General features: G+C 64.1%; 20 protein-coding genes and 1 riboswitch. Of the genes, 10 read left to right on the forward strand and 10 right to left on the reverse strand.

The window, feature by feature from the left end; all coding sequences use genetic code 11:
* Positions 1–38 precede the first annotated feature (38 nt).
* A complete protein-coding gene (locus tag LZ538_RS13045; protein ID WP_249832453.1) occupies positions 39–1,859 on the reverse strand; it encodes an ABCB family ABC transporter ATP-binding protein/permease in 1,821 nt (606 codons plus the stop codon).
* 110 nt (positions 1,860–1,969) lie between these two features.
* Between LZ538_RS13045 and LZ538_RS13050 the strand changes: the two genes are divergently transcribed.
* From LZ538_RS13050 to LZ538_RS13075, 6 genes are all read left to right on the forward strand, one after another.
* Positions 1,970–2,221 carry a hypothetical protein gene (locus LZ538_RS13050; protein WP_249832454.1) on the forward strand — a complete coding sequence of 84 codons (252 nt, stop codon included), beginning with the start codon at positions 1,970–1,972 and terminating at the stop codon, positions 2,219–2,221.
* A 48-nt stretch (positions 2,222–2,269) separates the two neighbouring features.
* Positions 2,270–2,410, forward strand: coding sequence for a hypothetical protein (locus LZ538_RS13055; protein ID WP_249832455.1), 141 nt, complete (start codon positions 2,270–2,272; stop codon positions 2,408–2,410).
* A 3-nt stretch (positions 2,411–2,413) separates the two neighbouring features.
* Positions 2,414–3,268 (forward strand): SDR family oxidoreductase, encoded by an 855-nt coding sequence (locus tag LZ538_RS13060; protein WP_249832456.1) that lies wholly within the window; start codon positions 2,414–2,416, stop codon positions 3,266–3,268.
* 365 nt (positions 3,269–3,633) lie between these two features.
* The gene (locus LZ538_RS13065; RefSeq protein ID WP_249832457.1) at positions 3,634–3,819 is read left to right on the forward strand and encodes a PspC domain-containing protein; all 186 of its coding nucleotides are present in this window, start codon (positions 3,634–3,636) and stop codon (positions 3,817–3,819) included.
* A gap of 54 nt (positions 3,820–3,873) precedes the next feature.
* Entirely contained in the window at positions 3,874–4,308 is a 435-nt protein-coding gene (locus LZ538_RS13070) for a DUF1810 domain-containing protein (protein WP_249832458.1), read from the forward strand.
* A gap of 25 nt (positions 4,309–4,333) precedes the next feature.
* A complete protein-coding gene (locus tag LZ538_RS13075; RefSeq protein WP_249832459.1) occupies positions 4,334–4,858 on the forward strand; it encodes a peroxiredoxin in 525 nt (174 codons plus the stop codon).
* A 4-nt stretch (positions 4,859–4,862) separates the two neighbouring features.
* Here LZ538_RS13075 and LZ538_RS13080 read toward each other — a convergent pair whose 3' ends face one another.
* The 4 genes from LZ538_RS13080 to LZ538_RS13095 all read right to left on the reverse strand — a co-directional run bounded on the left by LZ538_RS13080 (position 4,863) and on the right by LZ538_RS13095 (position 8,539).
* Positions 4,863–5,768: a hypothetical protein gene (locus tag LZ538_RS13080; protein ID WP_249832460.1), complete on the reverse strand. Its 906-nt coding sequence runs from the start codon at positions 5,766–5,768 to the stop codon at positions 4,863–4,865.
* A 64-nt stretch (positions 5,769–5,832) separates the two neighbouring features.
* Entirely contained in the window at positions 5,833–6,708 is an 876-nt protein-coding gene (locus LZ538_RS13085; protein WP_249832461.1) for a hypothetical protein, read from the reverse strand.
* A gap of 147 nt (positions 6,709–6,855) precedes the next feature.
* Positions 6,856–7,302, reverse strand: coding sequence for a nuclear transport factor 2 family protein (locus tag LZ538_RS13090; RefSeq protein WP_249832462.1), 447 nt, complete (start codon positions 7,300–7,302; stop codon positions 6,856–6,858).
* A 160-nt stretch (positions 7,303–7,462) separates the two neighbouring features.
* Positions 7,463–8,539, reverse strand: coding sequence for a retroviral-like aspartic protease family protein (locus LZ538_RS13095; RefSeq protein WP_249832463.1), 1,077 nt, complete (start codon positions 8,537–8,539; stop codon positions 7,463–7,465).
* Positions 8,540–8,813: 274 nt separating this feature from the next.
* Between LZ538_RS13095 and LZ538_RS13100 the strand changes: the two genes are divergently transcribed.
* From LZ538_RS13100 to LZ538_RS13110, 3 genes are all read left to right on the forward strand, one after another.
* Positions 8,814–10,364, forward strand: coding sequence for an ATP-binding protein (locus tag LZ538_RS13100; RefSeq protein WP_249832488.1), 1,551 nt, complete (start codon positions 8,814–8,816; stop codon positions 10,362–10,364).
* A 94-nt stretch (positions 10,365–10,458) separates the two neighbouring features.
* On the forward strand, positions 10,459–11,187 hold the full coding sequence (gene aqpZ / locus LZ538_RS13105) for an aquaporin Z (RefSeq protein ID WP_249832464.1): 729 nt from the start codon (positions 10,459–10,461) through the stop codon (positions 11,185–11,187).
* A 329-nt stretch (positions 11,188–11,516) separates the two neighbouring features.
* Positions 11,517–12,170, forward strand: a complete 654-nt coding sequence (locus LZ538_RS13110; protein ID WP_249832465.1) for a hypothetical protein — start codon at positions 11,517–11,519, stop codon at positions 12,168–12,170.
* Positions 12,171–12,636: 466 nt separating this feature from the next.
* Here the strand turns inward: LZ538_RS13110 and LZ538_RS13115 are convergent, their stop codons facing one another.
* The 5 genes from LZ538_RS13115 to LZ538_RS13135 all read right to left on the reverse strand — a co-directional run bounded on the left by LZ538_RS13115 (position 12,637) and on the right by LZ538_RS13135 (position 16,512).
* Positions 12,637–13,047, reverse strand: a complete 411-nt coding sequence (locus tag LZ538_RS13115) for a MerR family transcriptional regulator (RefSeq protein ID WP_249832466.1) — start codon at positions 13,045–13,047, stop codon at positions 12,637–12,639.
* A gap of 202 nt (positions 13,048–13,249) precedes the next feature.
* Positions 13,250–13,564 carry a YciI-like protein gene (locus LZ538_RS13120; RefSeq protein ID WP_249832467.1) on the reverse strand — a complete coding sequence of 105 codons (315 nt, stop codon included), beginning with the start codon at positions 13,562–13,564 and terminating at the stop codon, positions 13,250–13,252.
* Positions 13,561–15,396, reverse strand: coding sequence for a phosphomethylpyrimidine synthase ThiC (gene thiC / locus LZ538_RS13125; RefSeq protein WP_249832468.1), 1,836 nt, complete (start codon positions 15,394–15,396; stop codon positions 13,561–13,563). Before thiC ends, LZ538_RS13120 begins: the two co-directional genes overlap by 4 nt.
* A 10-nt stretch (positions 15,397–15,406) precedes the next feature.
* Positions 15,407–15,817 carry a DUF2065 domain-containing protein gene (locus LZ538_RS13130; RefSeq protein WP_249832469.1) on the reverse strand — a complete coding sequence of 137 codons (411 nt, stop codon included), beginning with the start codon at positions 15,815–15,817 and terminating at the stop codon, positions 15,407–15,409.
* A riboswitch (TPP riboswitch) is annotated at positions 15,808–15,915 on the reverse strand. It overlaps the preceding gene by 10 nt.
* 69 nt (positions 15,916–15,984) lie before the next feature.
* Entirely contained in the window at positions 15,985–16,512 is a 528-nt protein-coding gene (locus LZ538_RS13135) for an EF-hand domain-containing protein (protein WP_249832470.1), read from the reverse strand.
* A 426-nt stretch (positions 16,513–16,938) separates the two neighbouring features.
* Between LZ538_RS13135 and LZ538_RS13140 the strand changes: the two genes are divergently transcribed.
* The coding region (locus tag LZ538_RS13140) for a beta strand repeat-containing protein (protein ID WP_249832471.1) at positions 16,939–20,896 on the forward strand (3,958 nt) is incomplete at its 3' end.

A 20,896-nucleotide genomic window follows, 5' to 3' on the forward strand; every position in this document is an offset into this window, starting at 1 on the left:
GTTTTACAGCAATTCCAATAGCATAGCTGGCGGCGGGCCTATTCCGCGGCTTCTGCGATCTCCTCGGCGAGCCTCTCGGCAGCTTGCCGTTGCCATAACTCGGCGTACAGGCCGTCGCGGGCGAGCAGCTCCTCATGCGTCCCACGCTCGGCAACGCGCCCTTCGTCAAGCACCACGATCTGATCGGCATTGACGACCGTGGAAAGCCGGTGCGCAATCATGATCGTAGTGCGGGTTTCGGCGACCTGCTCCAGCGTCGCCTGGATCGCCTGCTCGGTGCGGCTGTCCAGGGCGCTAGTCGCTTCGTCGAGCACCAGGATAGGTGGATTCTTGAGCAGCGTTCGGGCAATCGCCACGCGCTGCTTCTCGCCACCGGACAACTTCAGCCCGCGCTCGCCCACCATGGAATTGTACCGACCCGGAAGCGCTTCGATGAAGTGATCGATCGCGGCTCCGCGCGCTGCCCTTTCGATGTCGGCGATTTCAGCGCCGCCGCGCCCATAGGCGATGTTGTAGCCGATCGTATCGTTGAACAGCACCGTGTCCTGCGGGACGATGCCGATGGCAGAGCGAAGGCTACGTTGGCGAACTGCGGCAATGTCCTGCCCGTCGATGACGATCTGCCCGGCCGTGGGGTCGTAAAAGCGGTACAGAAGGCGCGCGATGGTGGATTTGCCAGCGCCCGATGGACCGACGATTGCGCAGCTTGTTCCTGCCGGGATCACGAGGTCCACGCCTTTCAGGATCTCGCGCTCGGGTTCGTAGCCGAACCGAACGTTCTCGAAACGCACCTCGCCTTTCGATACGAGCAGCGACTCCGCGCCGGCTCGGTCGATGACCTCGGCGGGTGTGTCGAGCAGATCCCACATGGCTTCCATGTCGATCAGCCCCTGACGGATGGAGCGATAGACCCAGCCCAGCATGTCGAGCGGTCGGAACAGCTGCATCAGCAGCGAATTGACGAGCACGACGTCGCCTGGTGTGAAGCGCCCTTGGCTCCAGCCCCACACGGTGAAGATCATGGCCCCCGCCATCATCAGGTTCGTGATCAGGCTCTGCCCGATGTTGAGCCAGGCGAGGGACGTTTCGTTGCGCACGGCAGCGCGGGTGAAGGTGCCGACCGCCTCATCGTAGCGCTGCGCCTCGCGTTCCTCCGCGCCGAAATATTTGACGGTCTCGTAGTTCAGCAGGCTGTCTACCGCGCGTCCGATCGCCTTGTTGTCGACGTCGTTCATCTGCCGCTGGATCTGTGCCCGCCAGTCGGTCACCTTGCGCGTGAACGTGATGTAGATGGCGACCATCACCAGCGTCGCGGCAACCAGGCCGGGCCCGAACTTCACCCAGAAGATAATGCAGATTGCGGCCAGCTCGATGACCGTCGGAGCGATGTTGAAGAGGATGAAGTAAAGCATCATGTCGATGCTCTTCGTTCCGCGCTCGACGATCTTGGTGAGCGACCCCGTGCGCCGTTCGAGGTGGAAGCGCAGCGAAAGATCGTGAACGTGCCGGAAGACGTTGGTTGCCAATCGACGCGCTGCGCTTTGCCCCACCTTCTCGAACAAGGCGTTGCGCAGGTTGTCGGAAAGGACGCCGGCGAAGCGGGCCGTCGCATAGCCTGCAACCAGCCCCGCAACGACGCCGATCGCGACGGTGCCGCTCGACATGCCGTCGATCACGGCCTTGTACGCGAACGGCATCAGCAGGACCGCGGCCTTGCCGGCGAGCACGAGCACGATCGCGACGACGACGCGCGCCTTCAGCTCTGCCTCGCCCTTCGGCCACAGCATCGGCAGGAAGCGCCAAAGGGCGCCGAAGCCGGCATTGGGCTTGGCAGCTTGCTGGGGCGGTTCGGTCGTCATGCTTCATGAAAGTAGGAGCGCTGCACCGCCCTGCCAATTAAATGCGCCGAAACGTTTGGAACCGTGTGGAAAATCGCCGGTTATGGAACCCAGGTTTTGCGAGGTTGAACATGGGACCGGGCTATTTCGTCATTGCAATTCTTGGCTGCGCCGACGGCGGGTCGCAGTGCACGCCGGTGGCTACCCTGCCGACGCGGTACGAAAGCCAGGCTCAATGCTCGACAGCCACTGCGCATGCGCTCGAAGCGAACACCGAGTTCGACTTTCCGACCCTGTTGGCCCAGTGCCGCGCCGGCGCGGCTCCTGCCGCCGCGGATGCGGGCAGGAACGACCCCGCTCCTGACGGAGCGCGCCGCGGCTGAGCTGACCCTGCGGCGGGAACCCAATGTCCGGCTGCGCTTTCCACTTCGATGACAAAGACCAGTAAATCCAAAGCCGCAAGCAAGACGCCGCGCGGCCGCGCGACCGGTCATCCGGCGGGCGGAAAGCTCAACCAGGCGACCACCAAAGAATTCGAGCGGGAGGAAATGGGCATTGCGCCCAAGGAGTAAGCGATGTCCGATCTCATCGAGCCGATGATCCACGAAGATCGACTTCCCGGTCACGAAAGCAAGCTCGAGCCTAAGCCGGACTGGAAACCGCGTTACCCCGGTTCGAACCGGCTGCAAGGCAAGGTCGCGCTCATTACCGGAGCCGACAGCGGGATCGGCCGGGCGGTCGCGGCGCTGTTCGCACGCGAAGGCGCCGACATCGCGATCGTCTATTTGTGCGAGCACGACGACGCCGCGAAGACAAAGGAGATCGTCGAGAAAGAGGGCCGTCGCGCGATCACCATCGCCGGCGACGTCGGCGACAGGGACTTCTGCAACCATGCGGTCGAGCGGACGGTCAAGGACCTCGGCCGCCTCGATGTGCTCGTGAACAATGCAGGCGAGCAGCATCCCGATGAAGACATACGCGACATCACCGAGGATCAGCTCAAGCGCACCTTTCAGACCAACATCTTCGGCTATTTCTTCATGGTCCAGGCCGCGCTCGACCATCTCGGGGAAGGGTCGGCGATCATCAACTGCACCTCGGTAACTATGTACAAGGGCTCGCCGAAGCTGCTCGACTACAGCTCGACCAAGGGTGCGATCACTGCCTTCACGAGGTCGCTTTCGAAAAATCTCATCGACAAGGGCATCAGGGTGAACGGTGTCGCGCCAGGCCCGATCTGGACCCCGCTCAACCCCTCCGGGGGGCAGAAGCCGGAAGACATCCCCGAATTCGGCAAGGACACGCCGATGGGCAGGCCCGGCCAGCCAAACGAAGTCGCGCCGTCGTTCCTGTTCCTCGCATGTGAGGATTCCAGCTACATGATAGGCCAGGTCCTGCACCCCAACGGCGGCGATCACACCTCAAGCTGATCGGAATCGAACTACATTTGTAGCGCTGCTGTCCGGTTTCGGACAGTAGAGCTCATGCGAACCCCGCTGGAGTTGGGAAATTCCACCAACTTGCGGCCGCCTCTAGCCAGAATTGCGGCTGCTTTTCCTACGGCGCTACTGAAAAACAAGCATAATTCTGAATTGGCACGCCCCATGCATTTAAGTTGGCATGGCCCGATGGTCGGGCCGGAATGAAAAATGGGGATTAAGATGTTTGCCAATTTTGCTTCTGCTCGTGAAACCGCCACCGCTTTTGCCGGCGCTTTCATTACCGCGCTCCTGTTCGTCTCGGCCGCCACGTCGCTGCCGATCGCCTGAACGCACTCGAATCAAAGGGAACTGAAATGAACGGACGTTTCCTGATCAACCGGCGCGAAGCCAAAGTGATGGGCGTCGCCGCCGGACTTGCCGATTACACCGGCATCGACCCGCTGATCATCCGCCTCGGCTTCGTTGCCGCGCTGCTGGTCACCGGCCCGGTGATGATCCTTTTCTACCTGCTCGCGGGGCTGCTGGCGCCGGCACAATAGGCGCCAGCCGCTCCCGCCCTTTCCCGCCACCGGCTGTTGCCGCATCATGCCGGCGTGAATTCGCCCGACCCCCACAATCTGCAACGCTTCGTCGATGCGCAGGAAGGCGTCTTCGAAACCGTTCTCCAGGAACTCCGGGCCGGCCAAAAACAGAGTCACTGGATGTGGTTCGTCTTCCCGCAGCTTGCCGCCCTCGGGCGCAGCCCGACCGCTCAATTCTACGGCATCCACTCCTTGGAAGAGGCGTTGGCCTTTCTTTCGCATCCGCTGCTCGGGCCTCGGTTGACCGATAGCGCCGCCGTGGTGGCTGGCTGGGCCGGGCGGCTTACGGCCGAGCAAATCCTCGGCCCGGTCGACGCCATGAAACTGCGGTCCAGCCTCACATTGTTCGATCGCGCATCACCCGGCGACACATTCGGAAATGCGCTCGAGAAATTCTTTGGAGGCCCCGACGAGCGCACACTCGCTCTTTTGCAAGGCGAAGATTAGGAATCCCTGCAAAGGAGAGTCGGTCATGCGGAAATTTCTTCTCGGCGCCGCCGCCGCGCTTCTATCGGTCCAGCCCGCTCAAGCTGCGCTTTCGATCGGCGCCCAGGCCCCAGACTTCACGACTACCGGCGCCGTTGGCGGAAAGCCGTTCAAGCTTCACCTGAAGGACCAGCTCAAGAACGGCCCGGTCGTCCTCTATTTCTTCCCCAAGGCCTTCACCAAGGGCTGCACGCTCGAGGCGCATGCCTTCAGCGAAGCGACCGCGGACTTTAAGAAAGCCGGTGCGAGGGTGATCGGAATGTCTGCTGACGACCTTCCTACCCTCCAGAAATTCTCGGTCGAGGAATGCCGAAGCGCATTTCCCGTGGCGACGGCCAGCCCCGCAACGATCAAGGCCTATGACGTCGTCCTGAAGCAGAAACCGGAGCTGACCAACCGCACTTCCTATGTGATCGACCGCAACGGCAGGATTGCGTTCGTCCACTCGGACCTCGACTGGAGTCAGCACGTGTCAAAGACGCTCGCGGCGGTGAGATCGCTGAAGCGATAGGTCTTCAGTTCGCAGGACCGGCCTGCGGCTCTTCCATGCTGCGTTTCATCCGGTTCGACAGTTCACCGTAATGCACGTTCGCGCGGTACATGTTCGAGAAGCTGTAGAGCGCCTTCAGATAGGCAAGGTCCCACTGCGTGATGCTGAGGGGAGCTGGGCGGCCGGTGGTGGCATCGTCGAGAAGGGTCAGGATCGTCGGCGCCTTCTGCTCGCTCGCCATTTGCGGCTCGGTATGGGCGTAGAGCTGCATCGCAGCGAAATCCGACAATTGCCGCAAGTCGGCTCCAAGTAGCGACTTTGCTTCGATGACCATGACGGAGGCGCCGAACTCAACCCGCAATGGCGAAACGATGCGCGATGCGGTCGTGGTCAGCTTCAACACCGAGTCACGGCTGTTCGAGCGCAGGCGTTCCCGACAGGCGACCGATCCGTCCGACGCGCGATATTGCAGAACCTGCCAGGCGACAGATGGCGCGCTCGCCGACGCGAGCACTGCTCGCTCGGCATATGCCGGGTCGTCGCGATAGCCGAACACCGAGGACGCCGATCTGCTCAGACCGCGCACCAGGCTGGCCTTGTCCCGCACGACGAACAGGTAGACATTCGGCTTGCAGCCTTCGCGGGCGACCTTGATCCCCGCTGCGTCGGCGACCCGTCGCATGCGATCAGCGACCACCGTTCCGTAGGGCGCCTTGAACCCCAGGACGACGGGGCAGACGGGATCCTCGAACCGGCCCAGCTGGTCGTAGGCGGAGGGCAAGGCCATCGCCTTCACGAACTCGCGTCTTACCCGGTCGGCATCCTGGTCGCTGACGACCAGGATCTCGTCATCAGTGGACTTTGGAGCCGCGGCCGATGCCGGCACGTAAAGCAGCGTCAGTGGAAGCAAGAGATAATAGCTGAGGCGCATCGTGGCCCTCCTGCCGGCTTCCCTAATACTCCCTTACGCACAGCATCGTCGAATCCGCACGAAGTCAGTTCGCGCCGGCGAGATTCTGCTTCATGCGCGACAGCAATTCCGCGCGCTGGGGCACCGCCTGCAGGGAGTTGCTCATGCCGTACAGTGCCTTGAGATAGGCGAGATCGTAGGCGGTGACGCTCATGGGCGCCGGACGCTGGAGCCTCTTGTCGTCAAGCAGGCTCAGGATCGTGGGCACAGCGGCGCTGCCATAACCGGACGGCCGCGTCTGCAGGAGGGTGCGCATGGCCACATAATCGGCCAGCTGAGTGATGGTCGCACCGGTGAAGGCCTCCGGCTGCAGTACGACAATGGTGACGTCGAGGTCGGTGCGCGTTTGCGGAAGCAGTCGTGACGAGGTGACGCCGGTCAGCGTGGACGGAGCCTCGCTTCGAGCGCCCGCATTGTTCAGCGTCCTCCCGTCGGAGCCGCGCTGGTCGAACATCTGCCAAGCGACCGCATCGCCGGGCTGTTCGGCGAGCGCCCGCACCTCAGCATCGGTCATCAATCCGAACAGCATCGGCCGCTCGCGTTGCAGCGTCCGGATGAAGCTCGCCTTGTCCTTTGCGACGAACAGCAGGACGTTCCCGGCGCAGCCTTCAGTGCCGACAGCGATTCCAGCCGCGTTCGCCACACGTCGAATTCGCTCCTCGACTTCGCGGTTCATGCTGTCGGACAGCCCAAGGCTTCGTGGACAGATCGCTTTTTCGAAGCGAGCGATCTTTTCTCCCGGGGAGGCGACGGCCAGGGCCTCAACGTAATTTCGAACCGCGGCATCGCGATTCAATTCGCCTTCGACGATGATCGGTGGGTCGCTTGGTGCGGAATTGGCGGCGCCGGCGGTACCGAGAAGTGCCGGCGCCAACAAGCAGAGCATCGATCTTATGCGCATGAAAAGCCCCCTGAACGCAATGAGGTACGTCCCAGGCGCAAGACGGTCGAACGACCGCGATGCAGCGTCAATTCGCTTTCGACAAACAGCAGCGATTGCCTGCAAAGGCGGGGTCGCTACCGCGGCGGAAGCGACCCCGATCGCCCTTTACTCGGCAGGCTGCAGTATCTGGATTTGCTCGGCGACTTGCGCGCGCCCGCTCACTTCCGCCTCCTGAAGGGTGTCCGTATATTCCTGGACCCGGTCGAGCCTAGCGCTCGTGTCGAAATGGAGGAGGTGGCAGAATTGCGCCGAAAGGTCGCGGCCCGTGCCTTTGTTCCTGCCGCGATAACGGCCTGTGCCGATCACGAAATCGCCACCATCGATCAGCTGCTCAAGGTCGACCTTGAATGCGTCGAAATCGGTCAGGGTAGGGGCGAAGACCTGGTCACGGATGGCGCTGAAGCTCCTGTAGGGATTGCCCTTCGAGTAGAGCGAATTGTCCGCCTCGTTCCACAAGATGTCGCTGCTGAGACCGCGTTCGAAAGCGTCGAGATCGCCACGGTTGAACGCCTCGTAGAGACCGCGCGCGGCCTGCACATTCTGTTCAGACATGGATTGCCTCCAATGGGTGACGCGGCGCGTCGCGCCGGTCGGACGGAGTGTCCGGCGGCGGGCGCCGTGACTGCGACTCGCCAGGAAAGCTGACGGGCGCCCTATATCATCGTTCGGCGGTCGATTGGGGGACGGATTTGTTGCGATTTGCCGCTCCCATTCAGGGCCCGCAGACGTCCAGACCTCCATTCGACGAGATCCGCGTGAACGTGTCGGGCGATGTGCTGACGATAATGCCCTGGCTTGCGCAACTTCGAAGCTGGAAGCGCACCCGCCGCGCGCGGAAATCCAGTGAGATACGCCGAAAGGATTCGAGCAAATCCGTGCCGAGCAGGAGCGCCGGCTCATTGGACAGGCCGAACAGCTTGAATGGGGGCACGTCCGCGAAAGCCATCGGTACGTCCCGGATGATCACCGGACCCAGTTGCAGCTCGCCAATGGTGGCAAGCTGCAAATCGGCAGTGGCTCCCGTCACTCCCGTCACGGGGATCGTCACGAACTTGTCCCGGTTTCCCCGGATGAGCTTGTCGCGCAGGGCGAGATTGCCAATGGTAATCTGCGAGCCGGTGTCGATGACGGCGTCCAGTGGCAGGCCGGCGGCGGTAACGTGGGTGAGGATCAATTGACCCCGCTGGCGGCGGGCGGTGATTACAATCTCGTTCGGGTATTTCCGCGCTGGAATTCGCGCATCCTCGACCTTGATGATGCGCTTTTCGAAATCCATCAGCAGCCGCTGCTGCACGAGCGCGTCGATGCCGATCATCCCTTCGCCGCCGAGATCGGATTCCCGGAGAGCAGGCAGCTGCAAGTCCGTGAAGGTGCTCGATCCGATCGAAAGCCGGTCGACCTTCACGCGGTCGACGATGTTGCGTGAGGTCATCCCGTTGAGGATCGCGGGAGTGCCAAGCGGGAGCTGCAAATCCTTGGCGATGCGGAGTCCCACCACTGAGCTGTCGGCCCCGCTGTCGACGATGAATTGGTAGGGACCGCTGCCGTTTACATGCACAGCGACGCTCAGCCGCGTCTCGATCTTCTTTGCCTTCACGTCCTCCCCACCCACCGCAAGGCTGGGGTCGAAATAGGCGGGCGGAAGCTCCATCGTGTCCTGCGGCCCGGGCGGCGGTGCCGGCTTGGGCTTGCTGATCTTGGGCGGGTCTGCGGCGGCCGCCCCCTGGCTCGCCGAGACCGAAAGCATCAGCCCGAACGCAATTACCAACGCATAACGAGGTGTAGACACGTTGCTTTTCCTCAAGCGGCGATCGGCAGCTTATGCTTCGACTGCTCCTTCGGCCACGGTTTTTAGACGCACGGCGTGACTGCTCGACGGACGAATAGCGGCACGGTGGCGCGGACGTGAGCCAAGTGCCTTGCGCGAAAGCAGTTTTTTGCGTGCGAAGATCGTTGCGGGTTGATAACAGCATTCGGTGAATGACGTACAAGTTGAGGAGGCGGACTCGCGCCAGGATGCCGCCGCGCTGAGCGTCGACCTTTACCGGACCCTGTTCGACTCCATGGACGAGGGGTTCTGCATCATCGAATTCCTCGACGGCCCGCACGGACCGCTCAGCGATTACATCCACATCGAGGCCAACGCGGCCTATGCAACCAATGCCGGCATCCCGAACGTGATCGGTCAGAAACTGCGCGAAATGGTGCCCGACGAGGCGGACGCGTGGATCGCCCGGTACGGTCACGTCCTCCGGACCGGGGAGCCGATCCGGTTCGAGCAGGAGCTGGTCGCGACCGGCCGATATCTCGAGCTGTCGGCATTCCGGCTCGGAAGCGCCGAAGACCGGCTCGTCGCCGTGTTGTTCAAGGACGCCACGGCGCGGCGTGACGCTGAAGAGGCATTGCGAAGCCTCAACGAAACTCTCGAGGCGCGGGTGGTCGAGGAGATCGCGGAGCGCCGTGCGGCGGAGGTCGCCCTTCAGCGGGCCCAGAAGATGGAATCGATCGGCAAGCTCACGGGCGGGGTCGCGCACGACTTCAACAATCTGCTGCAGATCGTGTCGGGCAACCTGCAGCTGCTTCAGTCCGACGTCATTGGCAACGAGCGCGCCGAGCGGCGCATCGCCAATGCCATGGCCGGGGTGCAGCGTGGCGCCAAGCTGGCCAGCCAGCTTCTTGCCTTCGGCCGCCGCCAGCCGCTCGAACCCAAGGTCGTCAATGCCGGCCGCCTTGTCGTCGGAATGGAAGAGCTCCTCCGTCGAAGCATCGGCGAGGCGATCGAGATGGAAATGGTCGTGTCGGGTGGCCTGTGGAACGCCTTCGCCGATCCCACGCAGATCGAGAATGCGATCCTCAACCTGGCGATCAATGCGCGCGATGCGATGGACGGCGTCGGCAAGCTCACCATCGAAGTGCAGAACGCGTTCCTCGACGAGGAATATGCCGCGAAGGTCAGCGACATCCTTCCCGGCCAATTTGTGATGATCGCGGTCAGCGACACGGGCTGCGGAATCCCGCCGGAGATCGTCGACCTGGTGTTCGAGCCCTTTTTCACCACGAAGGCGGAAGGCAAGGGATCCGGGCTCGGGCTGTCGATGGTCTACGGTTTCGTCAAGCAATCCGGCGGGCATGTGAAAATCTACAGCGAGGTCGGTGAGGGGACGACGCTCAAGATCTACCTGCCGCGAGTGCACGACAGCGAAGACGTGGCGGCCGGCCCCGAGCTTCTGGACATGAGCGGTGGAACGGAAACCATCCTTGTCGTGGAGGACGATGATGAGGTCCGTGCGACCGTCACCGAGCTGCTTCGCGACCTCGGCTATGACGTGCTCACCGCGAGGGACGCGGCGAGCGCGCTTCCGATCCTTGAAAGCGGGGTCAAGATCGACCTGCTGTTCACCGACGTCGTCATGCCGGGGCCGCTGCGGAGCCCCGAGCTTGCGCGCAAGGCGAAGGAGCGCATCCCCGAGATCGGCATCCTGTTCACCTCCGGCTACACCGAAAATGCGATCGTGCACGGCGGGCGCCTCGACCCGCATGTCAGCCTGCTCACCAAGCCCTATTCGCGCCAGATGCTGGCGGCCCGCATCCGCGAGGCGCTCAACAAGCGCTGACCGTAAAGGGCCCGTCTCCGGACTTCGCCCGATGGCCGCTGCTGGTGGCTGATTTACGACTCTTCCCCGATCAATCTGTCTGGGGAGTGTGGCAATGAAGAAGCTTACTGCTGAGCTGATCGGGACGTTCTGGCTCGTGTTCGGAGGGTGCGGAAGCGCGGTGATCGCGGCCGCCTTTCCCGATGTCGGGATCGGCCTCGTCGGCGTATCGCTGGCGTTCGGCCTGACGGTCCTGACCATGGCCTATGCGATCGGCCATATTTCGGGCTGCCACCTCAATCCTGCCGTGACGCTCGGCCTATGGGCCGGCGGCCGCTTCCCGGCCCGCGAGGTGCTTGCATATTGGGCGGCGCAGGTCGCGGGAGCGATTCTCGGAGCGGTCGTCCTTTTGTTCATCGCCAGCGGCGCGCCCGGGTTCGACCTCGCGACCAATGGCCTAGCGCAGAATGGGTTCGGCGAGGCGTCGCCAGGGCAATATTCGATGGTCGCAGGCCTGGTTTGCGAGATCGTGCTGACAGCCGGTTTCGTGCTTGTGATCCTCGGCTCAACCGACAGCCGTGCGCCGAGCGGCTTTGCTCCGATAGCGATCGGGCTCGCGCTTACCCTGATCCACCTCATCAGCATTCCCGTCACCAATACGTCGGTGAATCCGGCGCGAAGCACGGGACCGGCGCTGATCGTCGGCGGGCTGGCGCTCCAGCAATTGTGGCTGTTCTGGGTTGCGCCGCTGATCGGCGGGGCGATCGGCGGCCTCGGATATCGCGCTTTGTTCGAGGATGCGCCAAAGCGTCCGGATATCGAGGGAGCGGTTGCGGCGGAGTGAGTGACGAGGCCCGCGGGGCAGCGGGCCTCGCCACAATGCACTACTCCCCTCATCCGGATAGGAGAAATGGGGTCAAACCTGTCCGGATTGGGCGGGCTGATAGCGGCGCCGGGCCGGCAGTGTTTTTCATTTGACGCCGTTTTTTGTCCACCGCGCGACACGCGTGGCCTCCGGTAGCGACACGAGCCCGTGAAGCCGCGACGAAATACGGAACCTTTCAGGCGGATGAACAGTACAGTCGGCTCGTCGATTCCGAGGAGCGAATCGTCGATAATTCCGACACTTAGAGCGGTCGAAACTGTTGTTTCGCCATGATGATTACGACCAGAATGCTTCATGCACGAGCCGGCGCCGCCGCGATTGCCGCGGTCTTGGCGCTTTCCCCAACCTATGCAGGCGCAGCACCCAAGCCGATCATCGACTTGTCGAAAAGCCCGGCAATATCCGGCGATCCGCAGGCCACGCCCGCCCCTGCTCCCGCGAGTACGGAACCGAAGATCGGGCCGATCGATCAGCGGACCGCCGAATATGGCGGAGGCGCGCTCGCGCTCATCGCGCTCGGCGCTGGCGCCATCGCCATTGCGCGTTCGCGGCGCAGACGACGCGAGGAGGCGGCGTGGCAGGAAGCGGCCGCGCAGCCGGAAACCCGCGATCCTCTGTTCGACGAGCCGATGTTCCAGCATGAGCCGGAAGTCACAGCGCCCGCCAGCCAGACGTCTGCGTTCGCGTGGGGCAAGGAACAGCCTTGCGACCAGCCAACGGACGACGGCTCCGACCGGTGCCCGGGCGAGAGCTGGGTTGAGCGCGCCTATCGCGGCCCCTCCCCGGCCAATCCGTCGGCGTCGCTCAAGAACCGCCTGAGTCGCGCAGCCTTCTTCGACAAACGCGAGCGCGAGGTTGCGGCGGGCAGCGCTGCTCCCGTCGACCCCGATGCCGGCTTGCCGGACGCGATGGTCGAAGAGCAGGAGCGCGAGACCGCCTGACAATTATTCAAGCGAGAGAGAGGTGAAGCCGCCGTCCGGGAAACCGGGCGGCGGTTTTCTGTGGGCGGGTCACGATGTTGACTGTGCCGCGAATGAAAAAGGGCTCCGTCCAGATCGTGACCTTCGGTCGAAAACGGCGCGAATCCGGTGCTTTCGACGACTTCCCCCCGGGCAGCGAAGTTGACTGTCTTGTGACCTTTGAGCGCGCGGATCGGGCGGTTCGCCAAGGCTCGGTCCCAGGCGGCGGCGAACAAGGCATTCGGCGCACGTCGGCGAAAGCGATAAGCGCTCTCCCGGCTCATGCCGGCGGCGCGGGCGGCCGCCGTCACGCTGCGGGTGCGGGCGAGCGCGTCGAGAAACGCGAGTTGGCGGGCCGGAGTCCAACCGTCTCGGCGGAAGCTTAGGGGCGATTGCGCCTTCATCGGCCAGCGTGGATCACAAAGCGGGCCCTGTAGGACAGCAAAAATTATCTGGGATCGAACGCCTTCAGGATCGGGCACGGACCGCCCCGCTTCTTCGCGCAATCGGCGGCGAGGCCGGAGAGCGCGTCGCGGGCCATCCGAAGCTCGGCAATCTTCTCATCGATCGCCACCACCCGGGCCTGGGCCAGCTCACGAGCGCGCATCCGATCGTCGGAAGCATCGAGGTCGAGCAGCTCGTCGATCTCGTTCAGGGTGAATCCCGCCGCCTGGGCGGAACGGATGAAGCGGAGGCGCTTGAGGTCTTCCTCTCCGTACCGGCGCACCTCTCCCGGCGGCCGCGCCGGCTCGGGCAGCAGCCCACGGCGCTGGTAATAACGCACGGTTTCGACGCCCACGCCCGCGGCCCGCGCGAGCCCGCCGATCGTGTCCGAATTTTTCGCTTGATCCCGTACCATGGTACGGAAGCCATAGGACCTTTACGCGATGCGAATCAACGCTCGCGTCAAAGGAGAAGACGGATGACGACCCAGAGCGAACTGCAGACCAAGGCCGCCGAGCTCGACACGCGGGGCGGATGCCGCTGCAACCCCTGCACCTGCAAGAACTGCAGCTGCTGAATTGCTATTCCGCCGCTCGGGGCACCGGGCGGCGGATAGCTTAAGCCAGCTCCGGCGGGACCGGAGTCGCGGCCAGATCCCCGACGACGGTGGTCCATTCGCGAACGTGCCAGCGCTCGACGAGGCCGCCGGCAACATAAGGGTCGGCCTTCGCGAATTTCTCGGCGATCGATTTGTCTTCGCCGCTGAACATGAGCACGGCGCCATCGACGGGATCGGCAAGCGCTCCGGCGACAAGGATTTCGCCGCGCTCCACCGCCGCCCAGGCGTGCTTCAAGTGGGCGCCACGGAACTGCGGACGCCGTTCGAGCACGTCGGCGGCATAATCGTAGAAGAGCAGGAAATGCTTGCTCATCGGTCGGCCGCCGGGACGTAAAGCTCGCCGCCCTCGTCGTGGAAGCGCTTGCTCATCTCTTCCATGCCCGCGTCCGCGCCTTCGACAGCCTTCTCCTCCTGGAGACGGGCGAACTCGCGCACTTCCTGCGTGATCTTCATCGAGCAGAACTTCGGCCCGCACATGGAGCAGAAGTGGGCGGTCTTGGCGCCTTCCGCGGGCAGGGTCTGGTCGTGATATTGCTCGGCCGTATCGGGGTCTAGCGACAGGTTGAACTGGTCGCGCCAGCGGAACTCGAAGCGGGCGCGGCTTAGCGCATCGTCGTGGAGGCGCGCCGCCGGGTGGCCCTTGGCGAGGTCCGCCGCGTGCGCGGCCAGCTTGTAGGTCACGACGCCGACCTTCACGTCGTCGCGGTCGGGGAGGCCGAGGTGCTCCTTGGGCGTGACGTAGCAAAGCATCGCCGTGCCGAACCAGCCGATCATCGCCGCGCCGATCGCGGAGGTGATATGGTCGTAGCCCGGCGCGACGTCGGTGGTCAGCGGCCCGAGGGTGTAGAAAGGCGCCTCGCCGCAGCTTTCCAGCTGCTTGTCCATATTCTCCTTGATCTTGTGCATCGGCACGTGGCCGGGGCCCTCGATCATCACCTGGCAGTCGTGCTCCCACGCCTTCTTCGTCAGCTCGCCCAATGTGTAGAGCTCCGCGAACTGGGCCTCGTCATTGGCGTCCGCGATCGAGCCGGGGCGCAGGCCGTCGCCAAGCGAGAAGGCGATGTCATAGGCCTTCATGATCTCGCAGATCTCGTCGAACCGCTCGTAGAGGAAGCTCTCCTTGTGGTGGGCAAGGCACCATTTCGCCATGATCGATCCGCCCCGGCTGACGATGCCGGTGACGCGCTTGGCGGTCAGGGGCACGTAGGGGAGGCGGACGCCGGCGTGGATCGTGAAATAATCGACCCCCTGCTCCGCCTGCTCGACGAGCGTGTCGCGGAAGATGTCCCACGTCAGGTCCTCGGCGATCCCGCCGACCTTTTCCAGCGCCTGGTAGATGGGCACGGTGCCGATCGGCACGGGCGAGTTGCGGACGATCCATTCGCGGGTGTCGTGGATGTTGCGGCCGGTCGACAGGTCCATGACCGTGTCCGCGCCCCAGCGGATCGCCCACACCATCTTGTCGACTTCCGACGCGACGTCGGAGGCGACGGCGCTGTTGCCGATATTGGCATTGATCTTGACGAGGAAGTTGCGGCCGATCGCCATCGGCTCGGACTCGGGATGGTTGATGTTGTTGGGGATGATCGCGCGGCCCCGGGCTATCTCGTCGCGGACGAACTCGGGCGTGACGAAATCGGGGAGGGCGGCGCCGAAATCTTCGCCGTCGCGGGCGGCATCGAGTGCGCGCTCCCGGCCCAGGTTCTCACGGATCGCGACATATTCCATCTCGGGCGTGACGATGCCGCGCTTCGCATAATGCATCTGCGTCACGTTATGGCCGGCGCGCGCGCGCAGGACCTTCTTGCGCACGTTCGGGAAAGGCTGGACGCCGCCGCTCCTGTCAGGACCGAGCTGGCCATTGTCCTCGGGCCTCACCTCGCGCTGCGCGACCTCCTCGACATCGCCGCGGTCGCGAATCCATTTCGACCGAAGCTCGGGCAGGCCGGCCATGATGTCGATGCGCGCTTCAGGGTCGGTATAGGGGCCGCTGGTGTCGTAGAGGACGACCGGCGGCTCGCCCGAGCTGGGCTCCAGATCGACGGCTCGCATTGCCACGCCAAGGTTGCCGACGTGGACCTTGCGACTGCCGCGGATCGGGCCGGTCGTGACCTTGAGCTCAGTGCGTGCGGGGATGTCAGCCATTTCTACTCTCTCACAAAGCGGTGGGGTCGGCACGGCCCGTCAGGCCGAGCACGATCAGGACGATTCCGAACAAGGCGGCGAACGCCGAGATCGCGCGCTGGCTGCCGAGGACGGGACGGAAGAAGATCAGCAGGGGCTGTGCGACGATCATGATCAGAAGGCCCTCGATGAGCGCAATCCATGCGACCAGCGAGACGACGATCGCCAGCGGATCGGTCCAGTGGTGGTGGCTCATGATCATCACGCCGCCGATGACGAACACCATGAAGCCGGTCACAAAGCTGAGCGAGGGCGAACGTTCGAATTCCTCGAACATCTGGCTCCAGTCGAGCCGCCCCGTCAGGCCCGCAATGCCCGCCGCCAGCTCGTAAAGGCCGATCAGCACCAGGAGGTGGAGGGTCAGCGGGATTGCGGTCGTCATCTGCCTCTCCCTACGCCGGTTCAAGCCGGATCAGGTTCGACGGGTCGCAGGTCGCTACGCCTGCCTCTCAGCCCAAGCGGGCTCCCCGGGGAAGAGTCGTCCTTAGAATGCAAGGAAGCCGCGCGCCATAGGGCACGCGGCTTCCGATTGCCGTAAACGAGGCGCGCTTACTTTTGCGCGGTCTTCGCCGCCGCCTGGCGCTCGGCCGGGCTCAAGGTGCCGTCCTTGTTGGTGTCGGCGCGATCGAAGCGGGAAAGGATCGGAGTCCGATATTCGTCGGCGCTCACCTTGCCGTCCTTGTTCTTGTCGAGCTGCGCGAGGAGGTTCGACGGGTTGCCGGCCTTCGCCTGCGGCGTCGCCGCCAGGAATTCGGCTTTCGTCAAAGAACCGTCGCGATTGGTGTCGAGCTTGTTGAACTCGGCTTCGACGCGGGCGCGCACAGCAGCCTGCCGCTGCTGCAGCCCCTTGGCCTCGGCGGCGGACAGCTCGGCCGTGCTGAGGAAGCCGTCGCCGTTCGAGTCCAGTCCCTTGAACGTGGTGTCGAGATTACGAACGATTGCGGCGCGGGTCGGCACGGACTGAGCGGCCGGGGCAGCAGCGCCGGTCGCGGGAGCAGCTGCCGGAGCGACCGCGGCCGCCGGAGCGGCAAGCGCGATCGAAAGCAGCGCGCCAAGTGAAGCAGATCGAATGAACACTAAAACTTCCCCCTAAGGATTATGGAAGGGCAGGCGCGAGCGATTAACGACTCAGGTTCGCGCCGTCGATCCGTAGTTTCGCGACGCGCACCTTGCTCGCGACTGAACTGCGAATTTTTCTCTTGCAGCCGGGGAACCAACCGCCCCGACGCTCCAAGTCCCTCTCACGTGCGCATGAGCCGCCGAGGCTTACTGTTGCATGACCGCAACAGAGATTTTGCCAAAACCGTCAGAATCTCAATTCGGATCAACTTTTCCGCTTCTCTTTTCAGCTGGAGTGGGCATAAGCCACGATCAGAGGAATGTTCCGCTTGGGGGCGGGGCTGCGTTGCGTGCCGACTATTCGTGGCCCGGGTGCAGCCTCCAGGTAGAAGGTTCCAGTAGTAACCCACCGCGGCCGCGGTGAAAAAACAGGGGAAGATTTCCATGACGACCTCGTATCGGCGCATTACGCTTCTGGCCGGCGCATCGATCACTGCACTTGGGCTTGCTAGCCCCGCGCTTGCCGCCCCGCACGACGGGCTGCCGCAGGGCACCTACGACAATACCGACAGCCCTTCGATCACCAACGCGGGCGTTGGCAACGATGCCACCGATACCCTCGAGATCTGCCTTGTCGTCGACGAGCCCTGTTTCTTCGGCGAGATTGATGGGGTCACGGGCGGCAGCGGCTCCGCAAATGCGTTCACTTCCCAGGTCATCGTCCAGGAAGCCACGGGCGAGAACATCAACATCGACATCACGAACGCCGGTTCGGCCGAGCTGGGCGCTTTCGCATATTCGACAGGCGGCGCGTTCAACACCGCCAACGCGACGCTGAAGTCGGGCATCTACCAGACCGCGGCCGGCAGCGGCGACGTCACCGCGGACGTTGACAACAACGGCAACCTGCTGATCGACGCCAACGCCTTCGCTAGCGGCGCCAATGCCCGCGCGAACGCGTACGTCACCAACGGCATCTACCAGGCCGCGACGTCGACCGGCGGCGACGTGCAGATCGGCCTCACCAATGACGACGAGCTGACGGTCGAAGCGCGCGCGACGGCCGTGGGCACGGGCAACTATGCTTATGCATCGGCGACGCTCACCCATGCGATCTATCAGTCCGCGGTAGCCGCCGGCGGTTATGCGTCGAACCTCGTCACGAACAACGGCACGATGTCGCTCGGCGCCATCGCCAACGCGGTCGGCTACGGCACGTCGCTGGCGTTCCATGCGCAGGCCACGGCCACCGCCAACCAAGTCATCAAGCAATATGCCAGCGCGACCGGCGCGTTCGATGCTTCGAACACGGTCGACAATGCCGGCACGCTGAACATCGCCGCGCGGGCAGCTGCGAGCGGCTCGGGTCTGGCGTTCGCAAACGCCTATCTGTCGCAGGCGATCGTCCAGACTGCACACGCCGTGGACGGCCTTGCCTCCAACGCCGTGTCGAACACCGCCGACGGCGTCATCGACATCGGTGCTTATGCGACCGCTGTTGCGACCGATGGTTTCGCGAGCGCCACGGCTCTCGTTACCAGCGCCATTGACCAATTCGCTTCGGCAACCGGCAGCGGCTATGCAAGCAACGCCGTCACCAATGCTGGCTCGCTGAACATCCATGCGAACGCCACGGCCTCGGCGGATACCGAAGCCCTCGCTCTCGCCAGGGTGGATGATGCGATCTCCCAGGATGCCAACGCTGCTTCGGGGAATGCCACGAACATCGTCGACAACAGCGGTACGCTGAGCATCACCGCCTCGGCGAATGCCAGCGGCAACACTGCATATGCGAGCGCGTTCATGACTGGCGAACCGATCGACCAGTCCGCAGACGCAACCGACGGTGGCGATGCGACAGTGACCGTCGACAACAGCGGTACGCTGACCATCAGTGCTGTCGCGAACGCGACGGCCGTGACGGGCGGCGCACATGCCTATGCGTCCAACTCGAACGGCGCCATCGACCAGGAGGCCACGGCGACGGGCGGCGGCGACGCGACTGCGCAAATCCTGAACAGCGGAACCCTGACTGTCTCCAGCCTTGCCAATGCGGCTGCGGCATCGGGCGCCGCTTACGCGACGGCCTATGTGACCGACGGCTTCGAACAAGACGCGGTTGCAAATTCCACGCTAACCAACGGCGGCGGCGACGCTCTTGCATTGCTGAGCAACGCTGCGGCTGCCGGCACCGTGCCGGCGGGCGCAATCAGCGTCTCCGCGGTTGCGAACGCGACCGGCCTGACCGCCTACGCCAGTGCCACAGCATCCGACGTCATCAACCAGGGCGCCCGGGCAGCTGACGGCAATGCGACGGCTTCGTTCACCAACGGCGGAACCGTCGACATCTCGGCAAGCGCGAACGCTCTCGCCAGCCATGCTACGCTAACCGCGTTTGATGCCCACGCATTTGCGTCGGTCGACAGCGCGATCGAGCAGGACGCCACGGCGACCGGCACCACCGGCGGCACCGCCGGGGTGAAGCATCTCGCCCTCGCCCAGATCACGAACGACGCAGACGGCGTGATCAACATCAACGCGGTCGCAAACGCGATCTCGACGACGTCCGAAGCGTTCGCGACGGCATCCATGGATACCGTGATCGACCAGAGCGCCACCGGCAACGGCGGCGCCGACGCAAGTGCATTGCTCGACAATGCCGGCGCGATCACGATCGGTGCCGCGGCCTACGCTTCCGGCAGCTTCGGTAGCGCGCACGCCACGGTGAGCACGGCGGTCAGCCAGGACGCCAATGCGTTCGGCGGCGGCAATGCAGTCGCGGGAATAACCAATAGCGGCGACATCGAGATCACTGCGGTCGCCACGGCGCACTCGACGCGGAATTCGGCCTACGCCTACGCGACGGTGACCAACGGCATCTTCCAGACCGCATCGGCGACTGGAGGCGGCTACGCCAGCGCATTGCTCGACAATAGCGGGACGATCACGATCCACGCGACGGCCAATGCCCATGCCGAAACCGAGGCGAACGCCTTCGCATCGGTCAATTCGGCGATCTCGCAGGTGGCGACTGCCACCAGCGATGGCGACGCGGTCGCAACGCTGTCGAACAGCAACAGCATCGACATTGCCGCGGTCGCGAACGCGACGGGCAACTCGGCCTATGCGACGGCCTTCGGCAACTCCGAGATCTACCAGGCGGTGGAAGCCACGGGCGCCGGATACGCCAGCGCGATCATCAGCAACGCAGACGGCGGGTCGATCAGCATTGCGGCGAGCGCGGTCGCGAACGGCGGCATCAACGAAGCCTTCGCACATGCGACGATCCAGAGCGGCGTGCTGCAGTTCGCAACCGCGGATTCTGGAATAGCGCTTGCGTCGATCACGAACGCGGGGACGATGAGCATCGTCGCCAACGCGACGGCGAACGGCGTCACGCACGCATTTGCCAGCGCTTCCGTGACGGCCGACACCGGGCCGGGCGCGGGCATCTGGCAGTCGGCCAGCGCTGAGTCGGGCTATGCAACCGCCGTGCTCAACAACGGCGGGGCGCTGTCGATCGCAGCCAACGCCAACGCTTCGGCGGCGTCGGGCACGGCGACGGCGAACGCCAACGTCGGTTCCGGCAAGAGCGCTGCGGGCATTTATCAATATGCCAGCGGCGAACTTGGCTCCTTCGTGGGCATCGACAACGGCGGCTCGATCAACGTGTCGGCGGTGGCCAACGCGACCGGCACTGCGGTAGCGAACGCCAACGCTTACGCCTTCGGCGCCCTGCAGTCGGCTGCGTCCGGCGGCACGGCCTCGTTCGCGAACAGCGGGACCTATTCGGTTGTCGCCAGCGCGAACGCGAGCGCGACAGGAACCGCCAACGCGAATGCGGGCGCTCTCGGCCTCGTCCAGAATGTTCCGGGCGGGTCGCGCGTGGTTGCCAATGACGGCGCGTTCAACGTCAGCGCGGTCGCCTTCGCGACCGGGTCGACCGGCGATGCCAATGCGAATGCGCTGGGTTACCAGATCAAGAGCGGCGCCAATATCTTTGGCCCGGGTGGCGGCACTGCCGTGGCGGTGGACTTCACGAACAACGGCTCGTTCGTGGTTAACGCGTCTGCAACTGCTCCTGGTTCGGCGGTGGCTCACGCCACGGGCATTGCTGCTGCGGTGTTTGTCGGCGCGTACAGCTCGGCCCAGGCGCTGCTCAGCGGCACAATCTCGAACGCCGGTACCTTCAGCGTGCTCGCGCATGCTTCGGGTGCGACGGACTCGGCAAGCGCCAACGGCATCCTGCTCAGCTCCGGCGTCAACACGATGACCGTGACCAACTCCGGCAGCCTGACAGTCGAAGCCGTGACCGTGAACGGCGGTCCGGCTACGGCTAACGGCCTGGTCGTTACGGGAGACACCACGTTCAACGGCGGCCTGCCGCCGACCGTGGACGATG

Origin of the sequence: Sphingomonas hankyongi (assembly GCF_023516575.1) — a bacterium.
GTDB lineage: Bacteria > Pseudomonadota > Alphaproteobacteria > Sphingomonadales > Sphingomonadaceae > Sphingomicrobium > Sphingomicrobium hankyongi.